Below are 26,686 nucleotides of genomic sequence, written 5' to 3' on the forward strand. Positions count from 1 at the left end.
TGGCAAAAAATGCTATAATATTTAGCTATCCCCCTTTATATTTTTGATATTATTTTTATTGAGTGGCGGGCAAGGTCCGTTACTAATAAAAACAACCGAGGTAGCTATTTATGGCACGAGTGACGATTGAAGATTGTTTGGATAATGTTGATAATCGCTTTGAGCTAATTTTGGTCGCAAGCAAACGCGCCCGTCAATTGGCCAAAGGTATTGCCGAACCGTTGGTTGACGTTGATAACGACAAGCCTACAGTATTGGCACTACGTGAAATTGCCGCTGGCAAAATCACACGCGATATCCTAAATCAGCCAGAGCATAATTTTGCTACTAGCTCATTAGATTTAGCATTGTCAGGCGACCACAGCTTCTAGTAGGCTGTTTTGATAAGATGTATTTTATAAAGCCAATCGTGTTTTTATAAAATAAATACACATCTTAATCAACTATAGAGACCACAGCATAGGCTGTGGTTTTTTGGTTGTAATAATAATGTATTGGCTATTTTGGTTACCATTTATCCCCAAAATAGACCACTGAGTGAAATTTTTTCATCGCCCACACGCTTATCAGTTGACATTGAAAGCGATTTGCGATTAATTAGAGAATGGCCTATCCCTACTTAAATTTCGTATGGTTTGGTCAATATTCAGTCACCATTCACTGCTTACTTCGATCCAGGATCAAGTCAGTCAGTCATGGAAAATAGGATCGTCATTTATGAGTCAAACCCTACCCAAACTCAGTCATCATCTCGTCGATGACGCTCAATATAACTTGCTGCGTTCAGTCGGTTATCTCACTGCTGCTGAGCGCCGTGACATTATTGATGCTTGTGAGTTCGGAGATATTGCGCACATTAAAGACAAGCGCAAATCAGGGGAACCTTATATCACGCATCCAATCGCTGTCGCTGAGATACTAGCGGGCTTTCGCTTAGATCGAGATACCATCATTGCAGCAATCCTGCATGATACGGTCGAAGACACCGAAGTTAGTGATGAGCAAATCAAGCAGCGTTATGGTGAAATTGTATCAAGACTGGTCGATGGTGTGACCAAGCTAAAATCTTCTTCGCATAACAAGCAGCAAAATAAAGCGGCCACCTTTCATAAAATTCTGACCGCTACCCTCGCTGACCCGCGTGTACTCATTATCAAGCTTGCTGACCGTCTACATAATATGTCTACGCTTGACGCAGTACGTCCCGAGAAGCAGCGCACTACAGCTCAAGAAACCTTAGATTTTTATGTGCCATTTGCCCGATTAATGGGTCTGAATGATATTGCTGACTATATCGAAGTATTGTGTTATCGCAATTTAGACTCCGATATGTACAACAAGTTGTCTGATAAACTGCTACAGCATGGGCTTGGACGTAACTTTCAAAGAGAGTCCATTCATCGTTATTTGAGTATCGTGCTAAACAACTTGGATCTCAGTGGTCTGGTCAAAGTCTTAGACAATCGCGTGGTCATATATCGTCAGTTTTTCCGCAATCGCGGTGAGATTAATGCGCTACTGCGTCATTATGCGTTTGAGATCGTCCTCGACAATATCGAAGCCTGCGACAAGCTGGCCTATTATTTGATCAAAAAATATCAGATTGATGATACCCATATTGCGGATAATATTCGTCGTCCGCTGCCAGGTGGTAACCAGTCCCTCACCCTCATCTATGAGCGTGACAATGATGTGGTAAAAGTCACTATATTGACCAAGCAAATGCAGAGCGCCGCTAGACTTGGGGTCATTGGTGCAGAGCACGCATCTGATGTTAGTCAGTCGGTTATCCAAGCGTCATTGCGCAACATGAAAGATTTGGTCGATGAAGATAATCTGAATGAAAACAGTCCTGATTTCTCAGCAGCGGTCTCTACTATTAATGAGCTGATGGATTATCTGCACTCTAGTAAAATCATTTGCTACAGTCCCCAAGGGCGTGCTTACGAGCTTCCACAGGGTGCAACAGCGCTAGATTTTGCCTACGCGGTCGGGCCTATGATTGGTAACGTTGCCGTTGGTGCAAATATCGATGGCAAAGCTGCAAAGCTTGGCACCGTGGTAAAAAATGGACAGTCCGTTGAGATAGAAGTGAATAGCCACTCAGAACCGAAAGCAGAGTGGCTGGGATTTGTAGTGACTAACAAAGCCCGTGAAGAGATTTTACGTTGGTTCAAAGATCTGTCTGTCACTGACAAACAACACCATGGCAGGCAAGCATTGGATCGTGCGCTCCGAACGCATCAGAAAAGTTTTGATGATTTGACAGACGCAGACTGGAAAGACCTGACTGAATGGCGCGGTCTGACAGAAAAAGATGCGTTATTTGAACAAATAAGCTCAGGTACGCTACTTCCTCAGCTAGTCGTGACACGTTTGTTTAGCGATGAGCTGAGCGATCTACAGGCAAAAGTACATAGCGATGACATGACCCAACCGCAACAGTTGATCGCTAATGCTGCTGGCGTCGAGCTTGATTTTGCCAATTGCTGTCATCCGATATATGGCGACCCTATCGTAGGGCATTTATCGCGTCATGGTTTGGTCGTTCATCGTCATAAGTGCTTCTCACTGGACGATATCCGAAAAGACAATCCTTATCAAGTGATCCAGTTACGTTGGCGCAATGACAATGCGGTCAAACAAGGTGACATCGGTGAGCACGATCTAAAAAACAGTGGCAAGATTCGTTTTCCTGCTTATTTAAAGCTCTCTATTGCGCTTAGTGACGAGCAAATCAGTAAAGTTATCTATCACTTACGCCAGCTCAATATGGGTGTTGAAACCGTTGATGTTCGCAATACGGATACCATCATTCATATTGTAGTACGTAGTCGCAACCACTTAGCACAGGGCATTCGTGAACTACGCTCGCTGCTAGGTTTCCCTAACATTATACGGTTATATCAATTATAATAAGCACATTTGCATCACTGCTATAGTCGTGATGCAAATAGCTAAAATAGAACTGCTATTCTAGTAGCAATGAATCACTCACATAAAATATAAAAGGGACACCCCATGACTCGTCAAACCATCCAAACTGATAAAGCACCTGCAGCAGTCGGCACCTATTCTCAAGCTGTAAAAGTCGGCAATACTGTCTATATCTCAGGTCAGCTTGGTTTTGATCCTGACACGATGGAGCTAAAAGAAGGTTTTAAAGCACAGGCTGAGCAAGTATTTGAAAACATTAAAGCTATCTGTGAAGCAGCTGGTGGCAGTCTAAATGACGTGGTCAAATTCAATGTATCTTTGACTGACTTGAGTGATTTTGCTGTCTTGAATGAAGTGTTTGTCGCCAATCTAAGCGAGCCATATCCTGCCCGCGCTGCCGTCCAAGTAGCTGCCTTGCCTAAAGGTGGCGTGGTAGAAATTGAGTCTATTCTTTATATCGAATAAGATGATATTTGATGCTTAATATTAGGTGCTCATTATTAAGCGCTCATTATTAAGTGCTCATTTTAGCAACAGCCTATAAGTCATATCACAATAAGCTTAGCATCATGCTAAGCTTATTGGTCTCCGTTCTATTATTCTGATCTCATATTCACCTAATAAGACTGCGAAGCCGTTTATGTTGGTACAAGTTGCTCTGCCCGTTCCCCTTTATCGGGTGTTTGACTATAGATTACCAGCTGATATGCTTGCTTTGCCAAACAGTGCGATACCGCAAATCGGCAGCCGTGTTGAGGTTTCATTTGGTCGTCAGACTCTGATTGGTATTGTGATTGCTCATATTTCACAAGACGATAGCAGCGTACCTGTTAATAAAATTAAACCCATTAATAAATGTCTAGATGCTGAGCCGATTTTGGACTCGGACATGCTCAAGCTTGCCTATTGGTTAGCCCGCTATTACCACTATCCGCTTGGCGACGTGTTAGCAGTTATCCTGCCAAGCCTTGTCCGTCAAGGCAAACCATTAGACTTGCTGATTACCCATTGGCGCATTTTGCCTCATATCACTGATAATGATTTTCGAGCCAATGCTAAAAAACAAAAGCAGCAGTTCGACATGCTAAAGCTACATGGTCAGCATGGCGCAAGTGAAGATGTATTGCTACTAGAAGGGATGCAACGAGCCTTTTTAAAGACGCTAGAAGATAAAGGGTTAGTCGAGCGCTATATTCAGCCAAAACAAGCGCCTACTCCAGTTAAACTGGCAAAAATGCCACTTGATCTCAATGATGAGCAGAAACTTGCTGTCGACGCTATTATTGCTGCACACGAATCTGATACTTATACTGGTTTTCTGCTCAACGGTATTACTGGGAGTGGTAAAACCGAAGTTTATCTGCAAGCGATGCAAGCTGTACTAGAGGCTGGTAAACAGGTTCTTATTTTAGTACCAGAGATTGGCCTCACACCGCAAACACGAGCAAGATTTGCCAGTCGGTTCGCTGCCCACATTGTGTTATTGCACTCTGGCATGACCAATACTCATCGCTTACAAGGTTGGCAAGACTGCCGCACGGGTCATGCACAAATCGTGATCGGTACACGTTCGGCTGTGCTATATCCTTTTGCAGACTTAGGCTTGATTGTTGTTGATGAGGCGCATGATGGCTCGTATAAGCAACAAGACACATTACGTTATCATGCCGCTGATGTTGCTCTCTATCGAGGTTTGCAGTACAAAATCCCTGTCATACTCGGCACTGCCACACCTTCTCTTGAGCATTTAAAACTGGTCGATGATGGCAAACTAGTAGAATACCAACTGCTTACTCGTCCAGGTAATGCCAAGCCTGCAACCATGCAGCTGATTGATGCTCGCTTGCAAAGTACCCATCAACAGGCTCAAGATGACGGTGCGCGCTATGATACAGGGCTGACGGATGCCATGATCGGGGCGATACGGCAAACGCTAGAAGCCGGTGATCAGGTATTAATATTTTTGAATCGTCGTGGCTATGCGCCTGTTCTCTTATGCGAGGCTTGTGGCTGGCAAGCAGATTGTCCGCGCTGTGACGCGCACCTGACCGTTCACTATAACGGCCAATCCCAGCGAAACAGTTATTCAAGCAACTCTTATTTGAAATGCCATCATTGCGATTGGCAAGCCTATATACCTACCGTATGCCCTGATTGTGGCAGTCAAAACCTAGACGCTAAAGGTATGGGAACGACAAGGCTCAGCGAGAATCTACACGCAATCTTTGCCAATCCTCAAACCAGCAAAGAGCTCTATCCGATTATTCAAATAGACCGTGATACCACAAGACGCAAAGACAGCTGGGAAAATATTTACGAGCAAATCAACAAAGGCAACCCTGCCATATTGGTCGGTACACAGATGGTTGCCAAAGGTCATCACTTCCCCAACGTCACGTTGGTTTGCTTACCCAATGCCGATCGCGGATTTTTATCAGCAGATTTTCGCTCACCAGAGCATACCGCACAGCTCATGATTCAGGTGGCAGGCCGTGCTGGTCGAGGTGACAAAGCTGGTCGCGTATTGATCCAAACGTTGCAACCTGATAACGAGTTACTATTAAAACTGGTCAAAGACGGCTACTTGTCATTCGCGCGCGAGCTACTGCAAGAACGTCAAATGATGGGCTTACCTCCTCATCGACATGCTGCATTGATACGCTGTGAAGGCAAAACATTGGCAGCCACTACTCAAGCGCTCAAGGATGCTATTGCGCATTTGCCGAATGCTCATAACCTCGCTGTTCTCGGTCCTATTGATGCGCCCATGAGTAAAAAGAACAGCCGCTACCATGCACAGCTTTTGCTACTGGCTAAAGATCGTCGTCAATTGCACCATGTGTTAGGACAGTGGTGGCAGCCAGTGCTTGCCCTACCAAGCGCTAAATACCTTAAGCTCACTTTGGATATTGATCCTGTCGGTTGGTAGTTCTCACTCAGCTTTCAACAAATGGGTGAATATCTTTCTGCTCCTCTTCTCATCATGTTTACTTCGTCGTTACAGCTTCTCATGCTTGGCTATGTTAAATTTATAACCATCAAATGGTATGTGGTAAAGGCTCTACGCCTACTCTACCAATAGCAAGCATCACTTATTAGTAAACGTCACTTATTAGTAAACATCATCTATCGAACGCAACTATCAGCGAATTTGAGTATTATTATGAATCCAAATAATCCAAACTCTGACGAGCACAATCATAGCCAACAGTATGATAATACGGATGTGCCTAAGTACGTTCGCGAAGATGAAGAAAATAACTACACTCAAGAAAACCAAGGCCATCACGATCATGATGAGCATCTAGAGCAAACAACCACAGCACGAGATACCAAAGGCTATCAGCGCACCTTGCTGTTCAGCTTTATTATCATTACTGGTTATATGTTTATCGAAGCCATTGGTGGCTGGCTCACTGGTAGTTTGGCTCTGCTATCTGATGCAGGGCATATGTTGAGCGATGCGATAGCGCTTGGTGCCACTTTGGTCGCATTTAAAATCGGCGAAAAAGCGGCTACCCATCAGAAAACTTTTGGCTACAAGCGTTTTGAGATATTAGTTGCTACGGTAAATGGCGCTACCCTTGTGATAATCGCTTTGATGATTTTTTATGAAGCGATTAAACGCTTTAACTCACCGCCAGAAATTGCGACCCAAGGCATGCTTATCGTGGCGACTATCGGTATACTGATCAATATTTTGGTCGCTTGGCTAATGCACCGAGGTAGTCAAGGTGGCGAGCCACACAGCCATAATCATGGTACGGATGATGCCAAGGTCGCAGAGCAGAAACCTAATAATGAAGAACCCGTTAACCTTAATATGCAAAGCGCCTATTTGCACGTATTGAGCGATTTGTTAGGGTCAGTAGCTGCGATTATCGCTGCACTACTTATGATGGGTTTTGGTTGGGTATGGGCAGATGCAGTGGCATCAGTAATCGTTGCTGTGCTTATTTTAATCAGTGGCTACCGCGTTGTACGTGATTCTGTGCATATATTGATGGAAGGAACGCCTGCCAATATATCGCTCGTCGATGTAGAGCAAAAATTACTCGAAGACTCTCAAGTACAAAAAGTACATGACCTACATGTTTGGAGTATTACTAGCGGTCTCAATGCACTCTCTTGTCACGTGGTGGTCGATGGTGAAATGAGTATCCATGAATCAAATATTCTGATTACCAGTCTCGAACAAAGACTGCTAGAGCTTGGTATTCACCATGCTACTATTCAGGTCGAAAGCTCGCCTCACCCGCAGAATATCGCACATAGCGATGCATTGGTCTGTGATATTTCGGGACAGCTACCTGATGGTAATAGTCATATTGGTCATAACCATTAACGATACATTTTCAGCTAAGTGATTGAATAAAGAAGTCAATAAATTGAAACACGACCTAGAAAATACAAGTATAGGCATCTGATACTGGTTCATACTAAAAGTTACGTAGAATTAGAACTAGAATCTAGATCACATTAAGACAGTCGTGATTTGCGACAAACTTTTGCTTTATTCCATTCAAAAAACTTAAGTTCAAATCGGCTTATGTGGTTATAATAACTATTATAAAGTTTTGTTTAGCACCCCAGTTAATTTTTATAATCATACTTTTTGGTATTTTCACTCTATCTATTGATGATACAACACTATGTCTAGACGCTCAGCACCCTTTGTCGCCCCAGACTATATCGATGATCCTGCATCAAAAGATGGCAAAAAACACGCCAAAGTTTTGTTATCAACGCTGCAAGAAGACATTGCAAACTTTCGTAATGAACAGTTTCCACCTGATATTTTGCGCCAGATTCGTGATATGCCTATCTACGAAGGCAACTTAGCGGAGGTCCAAACCTATCAGCAACGTTGGCAAAATCTGCTTGAGCGTGCAAAGGATTTTTATCCAGCGGCCAATATGCCACCTGACTATCTGCCGCTCCCTGCCAGCCTTGAAATACCGCAATTCATCTATCACGTTCAGCGTCTACATTTAACTAAGACACGCGCCAAAGAATCTAAAAGCTTTGGATCAGTAGGCGCCCTGACTGATAAATGTGGTCAATATACGGATGATGAAATTGAGCGCATGACAGCGGTGCTAGATAACGACGAGGAAGCGCGACTGGTAGCGCATCGTGAATTTATCGATCTGCGTGCCTATGTTTTTTGTCGCGATAATAAGGGCGAAATGCTAGAGCCTGAGCGAGTACGCTTTTATCGTACGGGTCTTATTGTACATGCCCTGCCTGACTTTAAGATTGTAGATAGTCGCCAGACACCGCGTAAACGCCGCAACGATGCTTATAATAATCCGCTTGCAGACAATGGTGTGTGGAAAATTTATCGCAAAAAATAATAGATACTAGCGCGATATCGTTTTAGCCATACTGATTTTAGTCACGTTGATTTTATATCGTATATTTTATTCAAATTTTTAAGGAGCCCAGATGTTTGCTGCCGCCGCCGGCTCACCAAATCTTATGTTGCAAGCCACTATCTTTTTGGGAGCAGCATTACTCTTTGTCCCTCTCGGTAAACGCTTCGGCATTGCAACGGTTTTAGGCTACCTTATCACTGGACTCATACTGGGCCCAAGTGGCTTGGATGTGGCAGGCGACGCTGAAAGTCTATTGCACTTTTCAGAGTTTGGCGTGGTCATGCTGCTGTTCATTATCGGGCTTGAGCTCCAGCCTTCGCGGCTCTGGGCATTGCGCCGCTCTATATTTGTATTGGGCGGTTTGCAGGTCGGTTTGACTGGTACGCTACTGATGTGGCTCCTACATCAGTTTTTCTCCTTACAACTAGATACCGCCTTTATTGTTGGTTTTGGTTTGGCGCTATCCTCTACCGCGTTTGTACTACAGATACTGACTGAAAAGCAGCAGCTTTCGAGCACGCATGGTCGAGAAGCCTTCACTATCTTGTTATTCCAAGATATTGCAGTCATTCCGTTGTTAGCAGTCATTCCGTTCTTATCAGGGGTGCGTGAGCAAAGCTACGATTTGATTTATTTTGGTAAGGTATTTGCTGTCTTTGCCGGTCTGATTTTTGCCAGCCGTTATGTGGTTCGACCCTTCTTTAAATTTGTGGCTTCCAGTGGTGCGTCAGAACTACTGACAGCGGTTGCGCTATTTATCGTGATGGGCGTGTCTATTTTGATGGGCCAAATTGGTCTATCAATGGCATTAGGTGCATTTTTGACAGGTGTGTTGTTGGCAGATTCTGAGTATCGCCATGAGTTAGAAGCCAGTATCGAACCTTTTAAAGGGTTGCTATTAGGTCTGTTCTTTATGTCAGTCGGTATGCTTACCGACGTCAAACTCATTTTGGCAGAACCCATCTTTATTATTGGCTGTGCGCTCGCCTTGATGTTTATCAAATTTGCAGTGATTGCAGGTATTGCAAAAGTATCGGGCAATCGCTGGCCGACCAGTATTAGATTAGGCGTGACCTTAGCCCAAGGTGGTGAGTTTGCCTTTGTCTTGTTCAGTGTCGCTACTGCCCAAAATGTCTTGCGTCCCGAACTTGCCAATACTCTTAACTTAGTCGTTACCATCTCGATGGCGCTAACACCTCTGGCATTCTTGTTATTAGAAAAAGTGGGTGAGCCGCTATTTGCCAAGAGCAAGCCGAGCCGCGAATACGATACCATTCCCGATCATGAACATCAGGTCATTATTGCAGGCTTCGGCCGTGTCGGTCAGATTATTGGCCGTGTACTGCGCATGCATAATATCGAATTTACCGCCATTGAACGCTCTGCAAACCGAGTAGATTTTGTAAGAAAATTCGGTAACCAAGTCTATTATGGCGATCCGAAAAATCCTGAGATTTTACGAGCGGCAGGCATTCAAAAAGCGCGGGTGTTTATTCTTGCCATCGATGACTTAGAACGCTCTATCACCACCGCTCAATACTTGCGCAAAAACTATCCTGAACTGATTGTATTGGCAAGAGCACGTGATCGTCAGCATTATTATCGCTTGCGTGAAGTTGGCGTGCGGCACATTTGGCGTGAGACTTATTTGTCGTCTTTGGACATGTCACGCGAATCACTACAGTTATTAGGCATCTCACCAGAAAAAGCGCGAGAAACAGTAAAAACATTCCGTGATTATGATGATGACTTGATCGAACGCCAACAAGCAATTTACGATGATGAAGCTAGCATGATTGAGTCCGCGCAATCAGCAATGGCTGAGCTTGAAAGCTTGTTTGATGAAGATATTGGTAAAGCACGTAAAATGGATTTGACCGATTTTTATGAGGCGTTAAAGAGCCAAGCAACACCAGTTGAGGAAAAGAATGATACTGCAACGGACCCTAAGCATTAACCCTAAACAGTAGCTCTCAGCACTAGCAACATCTACAAGCACTCGTCAAATACAGCCCCTAATCAGCTATGCAGTTTTTAGGGGCTTGTTTTTTATTCAGTGAGCTGGTGCAATCCCAATTATCACTGTCTGGTATATGATAAAAGACCAGCGTCTGCTCGTTTAAATAGCGTATCGGAAACGTCACGTTCTGAATCGTTGCTACTACCGCACAGTCGGTTTCTGTTACGCCAGCGGCCTGAGTATCGACATGCATGCGTATTTGCTGCTGTTCGGTACTCAGGGGCAGGTTTACTGGACACTGCCCTGTCTGCTGATAAATCAACGCCACTCGATTTTGGGCATTCTTTGCAATATCATAAGCATCAAACAAAACTTCATTTGCTTTTGGCTTAGCAATAATCGGTAAAAACTGCACCTTAATTACCAATAGCGAAAACGCAAAAAAACCAAATCCTAATGCCAGTCCAAATAAGCTAACACCGCCTTCTCTTTGCAGATGTGCCTTCTGTGCTGCCTCATCTCGCGGATAGTCATTTATCGCATCAGCGATCTCACGCCTTGCCATTCGGTAGTAATACGCATCTGTCCAACGTGCCACCATAAACGACCAAAATAGCCAAATAACAGCGGCAATACCGATACGTGTTGCCATCTGATAAGCATCTGGGACATAGGACATCGCTACAAACTCAAAAGCGACTAGCACTAGTGCCACATTAAGCTGGATAAAAGACCACCCTGCGACACTATAGACAATCGCATCCATATAGCGCTTGCGATATAGCAGCCAAGGGAAAGTGATAAAAAATGCAGCCCAATGCCATTTTGGTGACAGATAACCTTGCTGATCAAACTGCTCAAAGCGTTTGAGATAATAACGCTGGCTACGATTACCGATGAACCATTTGTCTAACTGCTTACGTTTAGCAGGTGTTAACGATTCTTGATAAAATGGTGGCGGTGAATCTGTCTCGATAAATAACATGGCAACACGCTCTACTTGCTGACTCTTAGAAAAAGCATTTAAAAGATACCATTATATGATAACGCTAAAACCCGTGTGTAACATAGAGAAACCCCAGCACTGACCAGCAAATACGCGAAAATAGGATTGTCCGTTCACAGTTGTATGGATTTGACTTATAATAAGCAAACATCACCCACCTAATTAAGCCTTACGAATCCTATGAGTCAACATTCTGATATCAATGACAACGTCAATAGTACCGATACTACTGATGAGCAAACCCTTAATAGCACAAGCGAGCCTATCAATAACGATAACAGCACTAGCCAAGAGATAGAACCGACCTCTGACAAGCATATCCGCATCGTCAATACGTTTATGAAGCGCCGTACGCACATGAACAAAAATGCTGAGCTTGCACTAACTGCTCCAGAATTTTCTGAGTATTTGGTCAATAACAGTTTTGGGGATGGCGATCTTACCGGTATTGACAACCTACGTACGTTATTTGCTGATAGCCCTAACGGCGCAGATGCACCGCTTACGGTAGAGATTGGTTTTGGCTTGGGTGATTCGTTTATTGAAATGGCGGCCGCTGACCCTACTCGTAATTTTGTCGGTGTAGAAGTGCATGAGCCTGGTATTGGTAAATGCGCTTATATGGCTGGCACCCAAGATTTGAGCAACGTAAAAATCATCAACGGTGATGCCATTCAATTGCTCAAGCAGCTACCAGAAAACCATATCGACCGTATTCAGCTATACTTCCCTGATCCATGGCAAAAGAAGCGTCACTATAAGCGTCGTTTTGTCAGTCCTGAACGTATGACCATCGTTACGCGCAGCTTAAAACAAGGCGGCTGGTTCCATACAGCAACTGACTGGGAGCATTATGCATTTTGGATGGTTGAAGTATTGGATGGTTTCGCTGGATTGACCAACAAAGCAGGTACAGGTAATTTCACTGAGCGTCCTGACTTTCGTCCAATGACTAAGTTTGAACGTCGTGGCCTCGACCGTGGGCATGGTGTGTGGGATTTGATCTATATCAAAGACTGATTGATACAGCTCTATTTTTAAGTGTTTTGACAAAGCGGCTATCTGATGTAGCCGCTTTTTTGTGGCCTTCTATAGGCTATAGAAAATATCTCTAAAAATACTAGACATTCTATGCATAACTATGTCTTCTGACATCTTAGGTGTATATCTTGAGTCATACTCCTGACTTTTAATGCCTATAGTATGATTATGCGTAAAAAAAGATAAATTTATAATTTGTGAAACATAGCGCTCATAGCGTTGTTTGTAGACAAAATAGTACCTGTAAAGTGATGAAAAACGAGATATAGAACCCGTTCCCAACACTAATAATCTACGTAAACTTATGTATTATAAGGCTTTACAGAGTTCTCCCCATAAGCTGTGGATAACCCTGTGTATAAGTCACCACTTGACAAGTTTATAGCTAAGCAACTTAAAGGATAAGGTAAAATCGTTCATTTTTTGTACAATTTATAAAACATTTAAAATCAAATACTTATATTAAATTCACACACATAAAAAATTATTTTAAATAATTTTTAAAATAATTTAATTCTTCATAATGTTTCACAATTAGCGAAAATAAGCCTTTTATTTGTTGTGGACAACTCCTAAATCTATTGACAAGCATAGTCATTATCAGGTTCAAAACAACAGCGACCTATCGCATCATTTCTATAGATTTTCAGCGTCATACCATACGACAGATAGTGTCGTCTAGCATCCCTCAACGCTCATTATAGTGCTTTGCTTTTGTTATAATTACCTTATCAAATCAACAGCGTTAAGAAGTTGAGTCGAGTAATTAGCACGCCAAGTCTGACTCAAAAACAACGATAACGACAGTGTATTACGGACTTATTTTTACTTCTCTCGCTATTTAATTTTACTGTATAGTAGAACGATACATTCGATACTACTACCTATACCAGTCACGTGACAACCTATTTTTTGATAAAACAGCCAGACAATAATTGCCGACTTCATAACAGTCAGTATGCGTTTGCCAAAGGTTTTAACAGTACCAATATTTTATTTATAGCATCAACTTAACTACCGAAAACAAGGAATCCAATATGGACGACAATAAAGCCAAAGCCCTCAAAGCGGCATTAGGTCAAATCGAAAAGCAATTTGGTAAAAATACCATCATGCATCTAGGCGATGACTCAGCCATTATGGATGTCGATGTGGTCTCTACAGGCTCTCTAGGATTAGACATTGCGCTTGGCATTGGTGGTCTACCAAAAGGCCGTATCGTTGAAATTTACGGCCCAGAAAGCTCAGGTAAGACGACGATGACCCTGCAAGCTATTGCAGAGTGTCAAAAGCAAGGCGGTACCTGTGCCTTTATCGATGCTGAGCATGCGCTTGACCCTGTTTATGCACGCAAGCTTGGGGTAAACACTGATGACTTATTGCTCTCGCAGCCTGACAATGGCGAGCAAGCACTTGAAATTACCGATATGTTGGTACGCTCAGGCGCAATCGACATGATCGTGATTGACTCAGTAGCCGCCTTGACGCCACGTGCTGAGATTGAAGGCGAAATGGGCGACTCACACATGGGTCTACAAGCGCGTCTTATGAGCCAAGCCCTACGTAAAATCACTGGTAACGCCAAACGCTCTAACTGTATGGTGGTGTTTATTAACCAGATTCGTATGAAAATCGGTGTTATGTTCGGTAGCCCTGAGACTACGACTGGTGGTAATGCGCTGAAATTCTACGCCTCTGTACGTATGGATATTCGCCGTATTGGTGCGGTCAAAAACGGTGATGAAATCATCGGTAACCAGACCCGTGTCAAAGTCATCAAAAATAAAATGGCACCACCTTTCCGCCAAGCTGAGTTCGAAATTACTTACGGTGAAGGTACGAACCATTTAGCCGAAGTCATCGACTTAGGTGTAGAGATTGGAGCGGTTGGTAAAGCAGGATCGTGGTACAGCTATGGCGACGAAAAAATCGGTCAAGGTAAAGCCAACTCTGTGCTTTTCTTAAAAGAGAACCCTGCCATTGCCCAAGAAATCGAAGATAAGATCCGTGACGAAAAGCTTGGTACAAAGAAAAATAGCAAAGCCGACGAAACTGAAGAAGCAGAACAGGCTTCTGAACCTGTACAATAATGGTTTAACGATTAACCGTTGTCAGTCACTATGATTCATTATGAAAATTAAAACCTTAGCTGAAATCCTAGGTGAGTCGGGCGCCGACTCACCTAGTTCTGTTGATAGTAAACCAAAAAAACCGTCCAAAGATTCTTATACGAAAGAGCCTAAAAAACGAGAGAAATCCAGTAAACGGACTATCCGTTCAAGTGAAGATGATTCAGTCACGAACGACTCTACTATTGATACAGCGTTTTTCGAAGACTCCTCTCCTAACTCAAAGAAAACTTCTAAATCTAAAAAACGTAAAAAGCGTTTTCATCCAGCGGCTAATTTTACCGCTGAGCCTAGTGATACCCCTACATATCAGCCACCCGAAGCGCAAACCATTAAAGAGATGCTGGCAGAAGTCAAACTCGACATTCAGAACGACGAAATTAGTGATGGTTTGACAAATGGTACTAGTGATAGTACTAAGCCGCTATCCAAAAACTCAGAAAATGAAGCTGAGCTTTTTGCTATCAATGATAGTGAAACAGACAGCCAAAACGATAACATACCAGCCGCGCTCAAAGCCTACTTACGAACCCCTGAACAAAAACAAGCAGAAATCGATGCGATCAAAGCAGAAAGTCGATTGCGTTGGCTCGCATTTTATTACTTATCACGCCGTGAATACGGTAAGGCTGAGCTAAAGCAAAAGCTGATCGACAAAGAACAAGACCCAGAGAAAATTGACGCACTGCTCGATGAGTTTGAAGAAAAAGGTTATCAAAGTGATTACCGCACTACCCTAATGCTGATACGTGAGAATATCCGTAAAGGCCGCGGACGTGGTCGGATCAAACAAGAATTCTATCGTAAGAAAATCGCTATGCCAGGTAACATCGATGAGCTAATTGATATGGCAAATACTGAGTCTGATGAATTTAGTGAGTTTGTAGATGATGATGCAGACAACCTAGTCGATGGTGTAGATTGGCTAAAACTGGCGGTGATAGCACGTACCAAAAAATACGGTAATGACATACCAGTTGAGCAAAAAGAAAAAGCCAAGCAGTTACGTTTTTTACAGTATAGAGGGTTTAATACCGATATCTGCTTTGCAGCACTTAACCATACTACAGAGACGCTAGACGAGCGATTTTAAGGGCTTACTATCACTGTCGCTGCCAAACGGTATTTACCGACAGTCATGCTCTTGTGATAGACGTAAAAAAGAACACGTTATATAACGTGCTCTTTAATCAATACTATCAATTGTTTTAATCTACATGACTTTTAAGTATTCAATTAGAAATTTTCGAATTCTAAGCTGCCAAACTACTTAAAATTACCAAGACGGCTAGATAACTGGCTAATGATTTGATCTATCTCTTCATTGGCCTCAGACTCATTATCCAGATTACCATTAGGGGTTAGCTGATTCATTACCTCAGGTAACAGCTCAGCAAGTCCCTGTCTTACCTCAGTTTCATTAGCACCAGTATGAGCGGCCACTTGCTGAATTTCGTTTTCGTCAAATAAACGATTGATTTCATTTGGATCTAAATTATCGTTTGCTTCGTTATTACTCATCCAAGAGCGTGCTTGACCTTCGTAACCCATACCAGTGATTTTTGACAATGCACCGCTCAAACCACCATTACGTTTGATCCAGCTAAGTACCATAGGCATCAATGCAGCAACGAGCATACCTTTACCACCAAACCCACTATTAGTACGCTGGCCACCTAATACACTACCTAAAATATCACCTAGTCCACCAGCACCTGAACTCATACCGCCGCGCTGACTACCGCCAGTGAGACCACCAATGATATCATCTAAGCCAAAACCATTATCTGCTTGACGGCTATTTTGTTGAGGGCTATAACCACCTGCCTGACTGCCACCGCCCAGCACACTACCTAAAATATCACCTAGTCCGCCAGTCTGCCGTGTTTCAGTACGTTGGTTAACTGGATTGCGTTGAGCGTCGTCTGGATTCATTGCACTACGTGCCACTTGGCTCACTAAATTCCCTAATAAGCTCATTATCTATTCCTCTTTTTATCGTATTGTTTAGTACAAAAATACTGCTAAAATTTATGAAACATCATATCTGCCTACATGTTCTTTAATAACAGGACAGCAGACTTATGAGTTTTATTTTCTATTTTTAATATAACAGATTTTAATATAACAAACCTCTTTGTCCTTTGAGATAGCTATTTTGTTATGACGTGTAGAGATTTCTCATCGTAAAAGGAGAAATATAAGACCAATAAATACTCAGCTATCTAATATTACCCTTACTGATATTGGTTAAAATATTTAATTGTCGCCATTGCTCAGAATTTACTTGGTCGCGGAATATAGTAGTCGAAAACGATCTTTGATAAGGTTCAACGATATCGAACTCGATACTCATTGCCCACTTATAACAATTTATATCGACTAACTCTGCTTGCCATAACTCATCGCCGCGACCCGTTCGTATCAGTAACTGCCATTCTTTATCGACACGCTGACTGAGCGATGGCTGACTAATATGTAATAGGATTGGTCTCGATATAATCAGATAACTTGCAACTGCTGCCGAGACTATTAAGATTAGTAAATACTGCCACAAAGCCAAAGATGCAAACCATGCCAATATCATCATAACGCCAGTCAAGCCTACATATAGCAGCGCGCGTAAATAACTGGCAGGCTTGATAGCTGTATCAATACGTAGCGAGGTTACTGGCGTCATATAAGCGTACCATGGGAAACGTTAGATATTGTGCTGACCCGTTCCTTAAGAGCTAAACCAAATCTTTGGTATGGCGCCATGTTTTAATCTTATTGACCAATGCCCAGATATCATCCTCTTCTGGACGATTTTGATTGGTAAAATAATCTAATAGATCAGGGTCTTCATGAGTCAGCATTTCTGCAAAGGTTGCTTGCTCAGTAGCATCTGCTGTCAGATACAGCTCTTTGACGTAAGGATCAATATAAAAATCCAATTCTTTTAATCCGCGGCGAGCTTGATAAATGATGCGGCGCTGTTCATTGGTTGGTTCTGGCTGAGTTGTACTTGTCATAGATTTACTCTTGTTAATTTGGATAGCTTTGTGGGTTTAGATAGTTTAAAAGTAGACGTTAAGCATAGCGTATAGAATATTTATAGTCTTGAAACCTCACTATGCATTCGGACATGTAGAATGAAATTAACAACGATATGCTGACAGTTGACTCCATAAGGCCATTGCTTGCTGCATCATTGCCACGTTATGCGTACGAATAATACTTGCGCCTTGTTGTAGCGCAAACAACCCAGCAGCGGTTCCTGCCGAATCACGCTCTACCGCTTGCGTCATACTTACGGATTGCACCCCACTTTTGGTCAATACTTCTGCCAAGAAACGCTTGCGAGAAATGCCAAACATCATCGGCAGCCCTAATGTCTGCAAGCTACTCAGCTGATTTAATAGCGCGCAATGATGTTCATAGTTTTTGGCAAAACCAAAACCTGGGTCGATAATGATATTGCTTCGTTTGACGCCGATGCTCACTACTTCGTTAATACGGTCGAGCAGCTCTGTACGCACTTCATCGATCACATTGTCATACTGTGCCAGATTATTCATTGTCGTTGGCTCACCGCGCATATGCATTAGCATAACAGGTATATCAAGCTTAGCCGCTAGCTCTGGCGCACCAGTACGTTTCAGTGCTCGTACATCGTTCCAAATGTCAGCACCTTCATTAAATGCTGCCTGCATGACTTCAGGACTGCTAGTATCAATCGATAACCAAATGGCATCACCACAGTGCTGACGAATGGCTCGGACCACTGGTACAACTCGTTGTATCTCATCATCAGTCGCCACAGTTTGCGCATTTGGACGAGTAGACTCACCACCGATATCGATAATAGTAGCGCCTTCATTTATCATCTGCTGACAATGAGCGACGGCTTTATCTACTGCGTTAAACTGCCCACCGTCTGAAAATGAATCTGGCGTTACGTTTAAGATGCCCATGACATGTGGCTGCGACAAATCTAAGGTTTTATCACGGCTAGACATTTGATATTTGGGTAAAGGTTGGAAAAATGACATGAATAATCCATCACAAGTAAAATTTATAATGCAGCTTTAGGTCGTATTGAACATTCGACCATGGCACTGATAGAGACTATTTTTTAGACAGTTCGACGTTAAAAATAGTAAGTTTAGTCATTCTAAGCGTGTATTTTTAACAATGAAATGGCAAAAAAGAGTCCTGTCTCCTTCTGTTAATATTAGAGCTGAGCCTAAAACTGCCGCCAGATCCATACAAGCAGTACGTTGCAAACCTAGTTAAGGCTGGAGCATTACCGTCACTTTATGCCTTGTCTGGAACAGTTTTAGCGATTAGCAGTGCCTATTTGTGAATGTTCAACACGCCCTATTTATTGTTATCTATGCTTATGATACCAGTAAATCCTGTGGGGTTCTAAATCCTTCATAAAATGATGACAATAAAAAAGCCCTTTATCATAAAGGGCTTCTTATTAAACATGAATCAGTTAGAGCCTACATCGCTGGTAATGGTGGCGGTGTAGCACCCGTTGTTTTAACGTCGTTCTTCGACAAGTTTACTTCGTTATGCTGGTAAACTCTTGGTGGACGAGGTTCTTCACCTGCTAAGATATCTTGCAGTTGGTCACGATCAATGGTTTCCCAGTTCATAAGTGCATCAACCATCGCATGCATTTTGTCTTGGTTGGCTTCAATCAATTCACGAGCGATATCATACTGCTCTTCTAGCATACGACGCACTTCTTCATCGACCTTCTGCTGCGTAGCTTCAGAGATAGTACGACCGCCACCGCCGAAATATCCTTGCGAGTTGTCGTCATCTTCGTACACCATGATACCAAGTGCATCAGACATACCGTACTTCGTGACCATCGCACGTGCCATTTTAGTAGCGCGTTCAAAGTCGTTCGAAGCACCCGTTGACATCTGATTAATAAATACTTCTTCAGCGATACGACCACCAAACAAAATAGCAATGTCGCTCAGCATTTTCGACTTATACATACTAGTCTGATCATGCTCAGGCAACTGCCAAGTCACACCAAGGGCAAAGCCACGCGGCATAATAGTAACCTTATGCACCGGATCTGTACCTGGTAATAGCTCAGCTACTAACGCATGACCCGCTTCGTGATATGCAGTTGCACGGCGTTCTTCTTCGCGTATGACCATGGATTTGCGTTCAGGACCCATATATAGCTTGTCCTTCGCATCTTCAAAGTCATTCATATCGACGCTGGTCTTGTTGCGACGCGCGGCAAATAATGCAGCTTCGTTTACAAGGTTAGCAAGCTGTGCACCACTAAATCCAGGCGTACCACGAGCAAGAGAGCTTGCGTCTACACTGATTGTGTTTGGCAGTTTCTTCAAATGAACTTTCAATATTTGTTCACGGCCTTTGATATCCGGCAAACCTACTTGTACCTGACGGTCAAAACGACCTGGACGCAATAATGCTTTATCAAGTACGTCAGCACGGTTGGTTGCGGCAATAACAATAACGCCTTCATTACCTTCAAAACCATCCATCTCAACCAATAGTTGGTTCAATGTCTGCTCGCGTTCATCGTTACCGCCGCCCATACCGGAACCACGGTGACGACCGACTGCATCAATCTCATCAATAAAGATGATACAAGGAGCACTTTTTTTCGCCTGTTCAAACATATCACGAACACGAGATGCACCAACACCGACGAACATCTCAACAAAATCAGAGCCTGAGATTGAGAAAAACGGCACTTTGGCCTCACCAGCAATAGCTCTTGCTAACAACGTTTTACCTGTACCTGGAGGACCTACCATCAAGATACCACGAGGAATCGTTGCACCCAACTTGGTAAATTTGTCTGGATCACGTAAGAACTCAACCACTTCAACGACTTCTTCTTTGGCTTCTTCACAACCAGCCACATCTTCGAAGTTAACGTTGATTTGATCTTCGGTCAGCATCTTCGCTTTCGATTTACCAAAGCTCATTGGGCCGCCGCCTTTACCGCCAGCGCCGCCCTGCATATTACGCATAAAGAATAAGAACAGACCAATAATCAATAGAATTGGGAAGCTGGCTATCAGTAGTTGCATTAATACGCTTTGGCGCTTTGGTGCAGTTCCTTGAACTTCGACTTGGTTCTCACGTAGCATTGGCATGAGCTGGTCATCTGACACAGCTGGTCTAATGGTCTCAAAAGATGAGCCATTTTTCTTTTCGCCGGTGATCTGTTCGCCGTCGATCTCGACACTGGCTACTTGATTTTCTGACACTGCGGTCACAAACTCAGAGTAGTTAAGGTTATCCGGCTCAGAAGATTGATCAAAGCCGCTAAACACCAGTACCAAAACGCCGATTACCACCAGCCACAATAAGGTATTTTTTACCATGTCGCTCACTAGTTATTCCCATCCCTTACTTATTGGTGTGTTTATTAAACACGTGACGTCTATAAACGCATTGCTCATTTTTAACGAATATCCCGATAATAAAAAGCTGCTAAATTAAACTTATATGATTTACAGGTAGCATAAAAATTGTTTTTATAAATAATCAGTATGAGATAAACATAGATATACGATCATTGAGCTTGTAAAACGCTTATTATCAGACGACTTTGCCTAAAACGTATGCTAAAAACAAAGGTAATATACCATGATATGTGGTGCTAACCCGCATAATTCAAGCAGGTTTCACGATTATTCATTTAACAATTGACGCAGCTTTTATATCGCGATAATAACACTTTATGGTGGTTTACTCTCACGCTTACAAGAGCAGCAACCTATTGATGTTAAAACTATTTAATCGCTATCCAAAACATCTCTTTTGAGCGTGGTCGTGACGCACCTGGCTTTATACTACGAATCTTACTAAAATCCTGCTGCATCTGCTTGCGTAATTCTTGTGTACCCTCGCCTTGAAACACTTTCATAATAAGTGCGCCACCTTCTGGTAAGGTTGCAAGCGCGAAGTCTACTGCCAGCTCACATAAGTACATCATACGTGGCTGATCGATAGCACTATTCCCAGCCGTGTTGGGTGCCATGTCAGACAATACGACATCGACTTGTCTATCACCCACTTCTGCCATAATGGCATCAAACACTTCGGCTTCACGAAAATCACCCTGAATAAAGGTCACATCAGGCAAAGTATCCATCGCCAAAATATCAGAGGCAATCAAGATACCGTCGTCACCAACCAACTGTCCCGCTACTTGAGACCAACTGCCAGGCGCACTGCCCAAATCTACGACCGTCATGCCTTTTTTGATCAGGTTGGTTTTTTCATTAATCTCTAATAATTTATAAGCGGCACGGGCACGGTAGCCATCTTTTTGAGCTTTTTGTACATAATGATCATCAATATGCTCTTTCATCCAAGCACTGCTGCTCTTTGATAGTTTTTTGTTTTCGATACGCGTGGCCAAAATACCTGCTCCTATTGCTTTACTAAATCTAGCTGCTTTAATTGCGCTATCACTTACAAACTGATATTAATCCGTTGCGGATTATTCTAAATACGGTGTTAATCAAATTTTTTATTCATGGTTGGTTGCAAACTGACCAAATTCTATTGGTTAAATAACTGTTTTATAAGGCAGTAGCGTTTATAATGTACCAAACATTCAGTTTAACATTTTCGTCACGTAAAATCGTGCAAAATCCTGCTGATCTCATGCAAGATGGTCACAGATTATCTATAATGATCAATAACTGTTTTTGACAGTACCATTTTTATTTTTACCAACACTTAGGAATTCTATGCAACTCGATAACGCTACCATTAAACGTCTAAAAGGCATCGGTCACGAGCTAAAGCCTATCGTTATGATCGGCAACAAGGGTATCACCCCGACCATCACTGAAGAAATCGATCGCGCGCTAACAGATCATGAACTTATCAAGGTGAAATTGCCTGCTGGCACGAAAGAAGAGCGTGACATCGTTGGCGCTGAACTTGCTAAAGCGGCTAATGCATCTTTGGTTCACTCTATTGGTCGTATGGCATTATTACTACGCAAAAACCCAAATGCCAACCCAAAACTGTCTAACCTAGCACGTCACGCGCAGTAATATGTCATACCCGACTAGACTTAAGTGACTGGGTTTTATGCTCACTTATATCATAGCCAAACGATAACGAAATACAAAGGCCGCGACGCTTCTTGCTCGCGGCTTTTATGTTTTCCGATAGTCTCGGTTATACTTATCATATAGTATTAGTGTCCTTTAGTATTAGTGCTCTTAGCCAGTATGATTTCTCTTGTCACTATCACCTCTTTATTATTACCATCGAGATGTACTTATAATGAACCAATCTTTTAACCTCTCTATAGCCACCGAGACGATAGCGAAAGACGCTCAGCAATTAGGCGTGTCTATAGAAGATCTTGAGAATATCTCTATCGAAGTAAGTACAGAGATCATCCAACAGCCAGCTTTGCAACTAATGCTGACCTATCAAGTGACTCTGCCTAGCCAAATTCTAGCAAACCAACTCAATTGGCGAACATGGCAACAAACTCAAGTAAATTTCACTGATTACCTATGGGAAGAGACGTGCCTTGAATGTTTTATTGCTGGCAGCAAGATTGCAGGCTGTAAGAATGATGACGAAGATATCGTAGCAATTCACCATCCAGAACCTCACAAGATACCACTTCAGCAAACAACTGCTTATATAGAGATTAATGCGAGTCCTGATGGTCGTTATGCACTTTATCAATTTGAGAGCTATCGTAACCCTGCGGCACTACCGCCAGTACCGTTGTATGAAACTGATGGAACCACACGCGCATCTGTTGGTTGGAACAACCATAAGGATTTGACAGCCTTATCAGTAGCAAGCCTACTATCTAGCACTTCAACGGTAGTGCAGACACCTGCTCATTATGAGCGCAGCTTTAGCCTACCTATAACGCAGCTACCGAATCAACAATACGCTATTGCAAACATGAAGATTGAACAAATACATCCTTGTGTCATCTTATGGTTTGGCAAAACTGACTTATATTTTGCCTCGGGCCATGCATCCCCGCCTGATTTTCACAATCGCGACTATTGGCCAAAGTTTGAGCTTTGATTTGGTTGTATGAGCTGTACTCATTTAAATACAGCTATTCTTAGATATAATTATTTAAAGTACAAAAAAAACCCAGTAATGTCATAAAGAGCATTACTGAGTTTGGAGAAAACTTTAGTCTTATTTAACTGATGCTTACTTCATTTAACCGATGTTTATTTGTCAGCCATCGCAAGGTAGATACCACGATCTGATGCATCATCAACATACTGCGAATCACGCCATGTCGTATAGCTGTATGTACCGCTATAAGGGCTAATGCTGTTTTGACGGAAGTCAGATACCCAGTCATTGCCATCAAAAATCTGAATATGACCATGTGGACGGCTTGACGTGCGGTTATAGACAACGACATCACCAACTTGTGGTGCCATGTCGTTACTGATCTTGGTAAAGCCGGCTTGGGCTAGCGTGCCACGAGAGGCGTACTGATAGGCTGAAGGGTTAGGCGTAAATTCGTAACCTGCTGATTGTAATGCTTTACGTACATAGCGAGCACAGTAGCCAGAGCTTCTAGATAGAGCGACGCGAGAGGCATTTGCTGCTGCAATAGCAGGAGCAGAGTTGCGGTCAGGTACGCGGCTTGCTTGCTGCTGACGCTGCTCGTAAGACAAACGACTGGTCAGTGAAGCGAGCTGATATTCTTTTTGCTTAGCATGAGCGCTTAGGTTGTCAATTGCTTGACTGATCTCATCGTTGCTATATACATGGGCACCACTGTTAGTGCTATAGATATTGCGACTAGAACCATAGTTCGCAGAAGTAGAAATATTTGTGATGGTATGACTCAAGGTATTATTTGGTTGAAAGGTTGTTTCGGCAGCACCACTCGTCTGTGCGATACCCATTCCCAATACTGACAAGATTAATAAAGCTTGTTTCATAAATTTACTACCTATTGTTAATACAAGTCTGCTCGTCATCCGTAACGAAGCATCAATTAATTTAGAGGATATAATCATCAAATAGACGTGATAAAATCCCTATTACAACGGTTCATTCTTTTCAAATAGTGACTAGTGCCAGTAGTACTTCCCACCTAGTCAACTATCTTATAAGCCATCTGCTATATATTGCTTTTAGCATGTCTGTTATGAGTATCGAGTTTGTCACCTATTAGATGAGTACTTACGATGTCAAAAAAACAGCCTAATCGGCTTGCCCAGCTTATAGATCATCAAGCATTTGCTGGTAGCGCGCTACCTCAAACCCTTGCTAACAACATGCGACTATATATAGAAGCAACCAACGAGATAAAAGAGCTATTGGTAGACTGTCTACCTGAAGAAATACTCAATACCTGTTGGGTTGTAGGCTTATCACCTGAGCAGTTGATATTAAGTGTTAGCTCAATGACAGCAGCAAATCATATTCGCTATTTACATAGCTCGTATTTGCAAATACTAACAGAGCAGTCAATTACATTTAAACAACTCAAGCAAATTCGCGTCGTTGTGGCTAAAAACTCTACTGATAATTATTCATCTAAACAATCATCAACATCATCACTGCACTTACCAAATTCTCGTAAAGCCAATGAAAATCAGGCGCTTAGCCAGAACACAAAACGGACTATATCACAGGCCGCAGAGCATGTCACCACTGATGAAAATCTCAGAAAAGCCCTTTTGCGTTTGATTAATCATTAAAAATACCGACCATTAAATGTAAAGTTATGTAAATAAGAGCAGGTGATGGCATTGATAAAGATGGATTTTTGTAATGTATCAGATAAAAAAAATCCTCCGTTAGTTACATCCAGATTATGGATATAACTAACGAAGGATTAGAAAACCATCTACAGCTTTTGTGTTATGTGCCTTAACGGAAAATTCATATATTCATATAGATGATATATTCAAAATATAGAATATTATATAAATGTAATTATGAGCCTACTATGTAATATTGCGTAAATGTTTCGATACTTCCTGTATATTCCTGTATTTATCCTTCAATAACCAAATCGTTAAGCGGTAAATACTCGATAGGACAGGTTACATTGTCATCAAAAGTTACAATTTCAAAGTTATCTTCGTCAGACAGTATTTCACGTACCAATAAATTATTCAGAGCATGACCAGACTTATAGGCATTAAAACGACCTAAAATTGGGTAGCCAATCAAATGCAAATCTCCCAAAGCATCTAAAATTTTATGACGGACAAACTCATCGTTAAAACGTAAGCCTTCGGCATTAAGTATGTTGGCATCATCGATAACGATAGCATTATCCATACTACCGCCAAGTGCTAAGTTATTTTGACGTAGCGCTTCTATATCATGTAAAAATCCAAAAGTACGCGCAGTGCTTAATTGTTCGATGAAGTTCTGTGTAGAGAACTGCAACTGTGCATGCTGAAAGTTCTTATCAAACGCAGGATGATCAAAGTCAATCTCAAAGTTTAATTCATACCCTTCATAAGGACGTAGCTCTGCCCATTTATCTTCTAGCTTTACTCGTACTGGACGTATAATTTTAATAAACTTTTTGGCCGCTTCTTGCTCACAAAACCCTGCATCAAGTAAGAGCGCGACAAAAGGCGCAGCGCTACCATCCATAATTGGTATCTCTGAAGCAGAGACACGAATCAATAGGTTATCCACGCCTAGACCAGCGATGGCACTAAGCAGATGCTCAACCGTGCCCACGCGCGTACCACCAAACACCAAATTCGATGACATCATCGTGTCTTGTACTAAAAACGCACTCGCTGGAATTGGTTGACTACCTTTTATATCAGAGCGCTCGAAAACAATACCAGTGTCAATCGGCTGTGGATGAAACTCCAAGTCAACAGGCTGACCACTATGTAGACCAGTACCCGTAACGGCTATTGCTGTTTTTATGGTTCTTTGGTTCATGGTTGTCTTCTCACATATTTTGTTACAATTGACATAGTGTACCATTACCGACCCCTTATTCGCTATATATAAAAAGCGCTAATTTTCTTATCTCCTTGATTGATAACACTTATCGTCAGTATCCTATTGCTTATTTTTACTTTATATAGCCTATTTAATGCTATAAAAAAGTGAGACTCATATAAGTTTCGACAGCCATATACATATAGATTACATAGAAAACTGTCATAATTTTTCTTATAGAAAACGGTTCACCTTTGTTTAAACACAAAAAAGCCAGCATTAAAACGCTGGC

General features: G+C 42.3%; 22 protein-coding genes. 13 read left to right on the top strand and 9 right to left on the bottom strand.

The genetic code is table 11. The annotated features are described in order from the left end of the window. Window positions 1-110 precede the first annotated feature (110 nt). The 7 genes from rpoZ (at window position 111) to QO187_RS04265 (ending at window position 10,272) form a co-directional block, all read left to right on the top strand. Window positions 111-371: a DNA-directed RNA polymerase subunit omega gene (gene rpoZ / locus QO187_RS04235; protein WP_057761396.1), complete on the top strand. Its 261-nt coding sequence runs from the start codon at window positions 111-113 to the stop codon at window positions 369-371. Window positions 372-717: 346 nt separating this feature from the next. Further along, a complete protein-coding gene (locus QO187_RS04240) occupies window positions 718-2,916 on the top strand; it encodes a bifunctional (p)ppGpp synthetase/guanosine-3',5'-bis(diphosphate) 3'-pyrophosphohydrolase (protein WP_371547465.1) in 2,199 nt (732 codons plus the stop codon). Window positions 2,917-3,021: 105 nt separating this feature from the next. Beyond that, on the top strand, window positions 3,022-3,402 hold the full coding sequence (locus QO187_RS04245) for a RidA family protein (RefSeq protein WP_160022297.1): 381 nt from the start codon (window positions 3,022-3,024) through the stop codon (window positions 3,400-3,402). Window positions 3,403-3,577: 175 nt separating this feature from the next. Then, the gene (locus QO187_RS04250) at window positions 3,578-5,866 is read left to right on the top strand and encodes a primosomal protein N' (RefSeq protein ID WP_371547468.1); all 2,289 of its coding nucleotides are present in this window, start codon (window positions 3,578-3,580) and stop codon (window positions 5,864-5,866) included. A gap of 234 nt (window positions 5,867-6,100) precedes the next feature. Continuing rightward, the gene (locus QO187_RS04255; RefSeq protein ID WP_102092780.1) at window positions 6,101-7,282 is read left to right on the top strand and encodes a cation diffusion facilitator family transporter; all 1,182 of its coding nucleotides are present in this window, start codon (window positions 6,101-6,103) and stop codon (window positions 7,280-7,282) included. Window positions 7,283-7,589: 307 nt separating this feature from the next. After that, a complete protein-coding gene (locus tag QO187_RS04260) occupies window positions 7,590-8,294 on the top strand; it encodes a hypothetical protein (protein ID WP_102092779.1) in 705 nt (234 codons plus the stop codon). A 91-nt stretch (window positions 8,295-8,385) separates the two neighbouring features. Next, window positions 8,386-10,272 (top strand): monovalent cation:proton antiporter-2 (CPA2) family protein, encoded by a 1,887-nt coding sequence (locus tag QO187_RS04265; RefSeq protein ID WP_102092778.1) that lies wholly within the window; start codon window positions 8,386-8,388, stop codon window positions 10,270-10,272. A 58-nt stretch (window positions 10,273-10,330) separates the two neighbouring features. Here QO187_RS04265 and QO187_RS04270 read toward each other — a convergent pair whose 3' ends face one another. Further along, entirely contained in the window at window positions 10,331-11,260 is a 930-nt protein-coding gene (locus QO187_RS04270) for a DUF2628 domain-containing protein (RefSeq protein WP_160022303.1), read from the bottom strand. Window positions 11,261-11,461: 201 nt separating this feature from the next. Here QO187_RS04270 and trmB point away from each other — a divergent pair, with 201 nt between their 5' ends. The 3 genes from trmB (at window position 11,462) to QO187_RS04285 (ending at window position 15,544) form a co-directional block, all read left to right on the top strand. Beyond that, complete coding sequence (gene trmB, locus QO187_RS04275; protein ID WP_290176360.1) at window positions 11,462-12,301, top strand: tRNA (guanosine(46)-N7)-methyltransferase TrmB; 840 nt, start codon at window positions 11,462-11,464, stop codon at window positions 12,299-12,301. A gap of 1,058 nt (window positions 12,302-13,359) precedes the next feature. Then, a complete protein-coding gene (gene recA, locus QO187_RS04280; protein WP_101205782.1) occupies window positions 13,360-14,412 on the top strand; it encodes a recombinase RecA in 1,053 nt (350 codons plus the stop codon). A 40-nt stretch (window positions 14,413-14,452) separates the two neighbouring features. Next, entirely contained in the window at window positions 14,453-15,544 is a 1,092-nt protein-coding gene (locus tag QO187_RS04285; protein ID WP_371547474.1) for a regulatory protein RecX, read from the top strand. A gap of 173 nt (window positions 15,545-15,717) precedes the next feature. On the opposite strand, the gene QO187_RS04290 is transcribed toward QO187_RS04285, so the two are convergent. From QO187_RS04290 to QO187_RS04315, 6 genes are all read right to left on the bottom strand, one after another. Then, a complete protein-coding gene (locus tag QO187_RS04290) occupies window positions 15,718-16,431 on the bottom strand; it encodes a YidB family protein (protein ID WP_102092773.1) in 714 nt (237 codons plus the stop codon). A 241-nt stretch (window positions 16,432-16,672) separates the two neighbouring features. After that, window positions 16,673-17,131, bottom strand: coding sequence for a hypothetical protein (locus QO187_RS04295; RefSeq protein WP_102092772.1), 459 nt, complete (start codon window positions 17,129-17,131; stop codon window positions 16,673-16,675). 52 nt (window positions 17,132-17,183) lie between these two features. Next, on the bottom strand, window positions 17,184-17,465 hold the full coding sequence (locus QO187_RS04300) for a succinate dehydrogenase assembly factor 2 (RefSeq protein WP_057761419.1): 282 nt from the start codon (window positions 17,463-17,465) through the stop codon (window positions 17,184-17,186). 126 nt (window positions 17,466-17,591) lie between these two features. Further along, window positions 17,592-18,485, bottom strand: coding sequence for a dihydropteroate synthase (gene folP / locus QO187_RS04305; protein ID WP_102092771.1), 894 nt, complete (start codon window positions 18,483-18,485; stop codon window positions 17,592-17,594). A gap of 456 nt (window positions 18,486-18,941) precedes the next feature. Then, window positions 18,942-20,837 carry an ATP-dependent zinc metalloprotease FtsH gene (gene ftsH / locus QO187_RS04310; RefSeq protein WP_057761422.1) on the bottom strand — a complete coding sequence of 632 codons (1,896 nt, stop codon included), beginning with the start codon at window positions 20,835-20,837 and terminating at the stop codon, window positions 18,942-18,944. Between the two features lie 401 nt (window positions 20,838-21,238). Further along, window positions 21,239-21,871 (bottom strand): RlmE family RNA methyltransferase, encoded by a 633-nt coding sequence (locus QO187_RS04315; protein ID WP_371547479.1) that lies wholly within the window; start codon window positions 21,869-21,871, stop codon window positions 21,239-21,241. 334 nt (window positions 21,872-22,205) lie between these two features. On the opposite strand from QO187_RS04315, the gene QO187_RS04320 reads away from it, so the two are divergent. Then, on the top strand, window positions 22,206-22,517 hold the full coding sequence (locus QO187_RS04320) for a YhbY family RNA-binding protein (protein ID WP_057761426.1): 312 nt from the start codon (window positions 22,206-22,208) through the stop codon (window positions 22,515-22,517). Between the two features lie 235 nt (window positions 22,518-22,752). Beyond that, entirely contained in the window at window positions 22,753-23,526 is a 774-nt protein-coding gene (locus QO187_RS04325) for a hypothetical protein (protein ID WP_201548763.1), read from the top strand. A 155-nt stretch (window positions 23,527-23,681) separates the two neighbouring features. Here QO187_RS04325 and QO187_RS04330 read toward each other — a convergent pair whose 3' ends face one another. Continuing rightward, the gene (locus QO187_RS04330; RefSeq protein WP_160022325.1) at window positions 23,682-24,410 is read right to left on the bottom strand and encodes a CHAP domain-containing protein; all 729 of its coding nucleotides are present in this window, start codon (window positions 24,408-24,410) and stop codon (window positions 23,682-23,684) included. Window positions 24,411-24,659: 249 nt separating this feature from the next. On the opposite strand from QO187_RS04330, the gene QO187_RS04335 reads away from it, so the two are divergent. Then, window positions 24,660-25,175 carry a hypothetical protein gene (locus QO187_RS04335; protein ID WP_201570632.1) on the top strand — a complete coding sequence of 172 codons (516 nt, stop codon included), beginning with the start codon at window positions 24,660-24,662 and terminating at the stop codon, window positions 25,173-25,175. A gap of 298 nt (window positions 25,176-25,473) precedes the next feature. On the opposite strand, the gene lpxC is transcribed toward QO187_RS04335, so the two are convergent. Further along, on the bottom strand, window positions 25,474-26,391 hold the full coding sequence (gene lpxC, locus QO187_RS04340) for a UDP-3-O-acyl-N-acetylglucosamine deacetylase (protein ID WP_371547484.1): 918 nt from the start codon (window positions 26,389-26,391) through the stop codon (window positions 25,474-25,476). Between the last annotated feature and the right edge of the window lie 295 nt (window positions 26,392-26,686).

The sequence above is a fragment of the Psychrobacter sp. Arc9 genome, assembly GCF_041431295.1.
In the GTDB taxonomy this organism is placed as follows: Bacteria; Pseudomonadota; Gammaproteobacteria; order Pseudomonadales; family Moraxellaceae; genus Psychrobacter.

Excerpts from the sequence above, each read along its gene's own strand:
- QO187_RS04330 (WP_160022325.1), bottom strand. The coding sequence starts at position 24,410 with ATGAAACAAGCTTTATTAATCTTGTCAGTATTGGGAATGGGTATCGCA.
- QO187_RS04270 (WP_160022303.1), bottom strand. The coding sequence starts at position 11,260 with ATGTTATTTATCGAGACAGATTCACCGCCACCATTTTATCAAGAATCG.
- QO187_RS04290 (WP_102092773.1), bottom strand. The coding sequence starts at position 16,431 with ATGAGCTTATTAGGGAATTTAGTGAGCCAAGTGGCACGTAGTGCAATG.
- QO187_RS04250 (WP_371547468.1), top strand. The coding sequence starts at position 3,578 with ATGTTGGTACAAGTTGCTCTGCCCGTTCCCCTTTATCGGGTGTTTGAC.
- folP (WP_102092771.1), bottom strand. The coding sequence starts at position 18,485 with ATGTCATTTTTCCAACCTTTACCCAAATATCAAATGTCTAGCCGTGAT.
- lpxC (WP_371547484.1), bottom strand. The coding sequence starts at position 26,391 with ATGAACCAAAGAACCATAAAAACAGCAATAGCCGTTACGGGTACTGGT.
- QO187_RS04295 (WP_102092772.1), bottom strand. The coding sequence starts at position 17,131 with ATGACGCCAGTAACCTCGCTACGTATTGATACAGCTATCAAGCCTGCC.
- QO187_RS04265 (WP_102092778.1), top strand. The coding sequence starts at position 8,386 with ATGTTTGCTGCCGCCGCCGGCTCACCAAATCTTATGTTGCAAGCCACT.
- rpoZ (WP_057761396.1), top strand. The coding sequence starts at position 111 with ATGGCACGAGTGACGATTGAAGATTGTTTGGATAATGTTGATAATCGC.
- QO187_RS04300 (WP_057761419.1), bottom strand. The coding sequence starts at position 17,465 with ATGACAAGTACAACTCAGCCAGAACCAACCAATGAACAGCGCCGCATC.
- trmB (WP_290176360.1), top strand. The coding sequence starts at position 11,462 with ATGAGTCAACATTCTGATATCAATGACAACGTCAATAGTACCGATACT.
- recA (WP_101205782.1), top strand. The coding sequence starts at position 13,360 with ATGGACGACAATAAAGCCAAAGCCCTCAAAGCGGCATTAGGTCAAATC.
- QO187_RS04320 (WP_057761426.1), top strand. The coding sequence starts at position 22,206 with ATGCAACTCGATAACGCTACCATTAAACGTCTAAAAGGCATCGGTCAC.
- QO187_RS04240 (WP_371547465.1), top strand. The coding sequence starts at position 718 with ATGAGTCAAACCCTACCCAAACTCAGTCATCATCTCGTCGATGACGCT.
- QO187_RS04260 (WP_102092779.1), top strand. The coding sequence starts at position 7,590 with ATGTCTAGACGCTCAGCACCCTTTGTCGCCCCAGACTATATCGATGAT.
- QO187_RS04285 (WP_371547474.1), top strand. The coding sequence starts at position 14,453 with ATGAAAATTAAAACCTTAGCTGAAATCCTAGGTGAGTCGGGCGCCGAC.
- QO187_RS04245 (WP_160022297.1), top strand. The coding sequence starts at position 3,022 with ATGACTCGTCAAACCATCCAAACTGATAAAGCACCTGCAGCAGTCGGC.
- QO187_RS04335 (WP_201570632.1), top strand. The coding sequence starts at position 24,660 with ATGTCAAAAAAACAGCCTAATCGGCTTGCCCAGCTTATAGATCATCAA.
- QO187_RS04255 (WP_102092780.1), top strand. The coding sequence starts at position 6,101 with ATGAATCCAAATAATCCAAACTCTGACGAGCACAATCATAGCCAACAG.
- QO187_RS04325 (WP_201548763.1), top strand. The coding sequence starts at position 22,753 with ATGAACCAATCTTTTAACCTCTCTATAGCCACCGAGACGATAGCGAAA.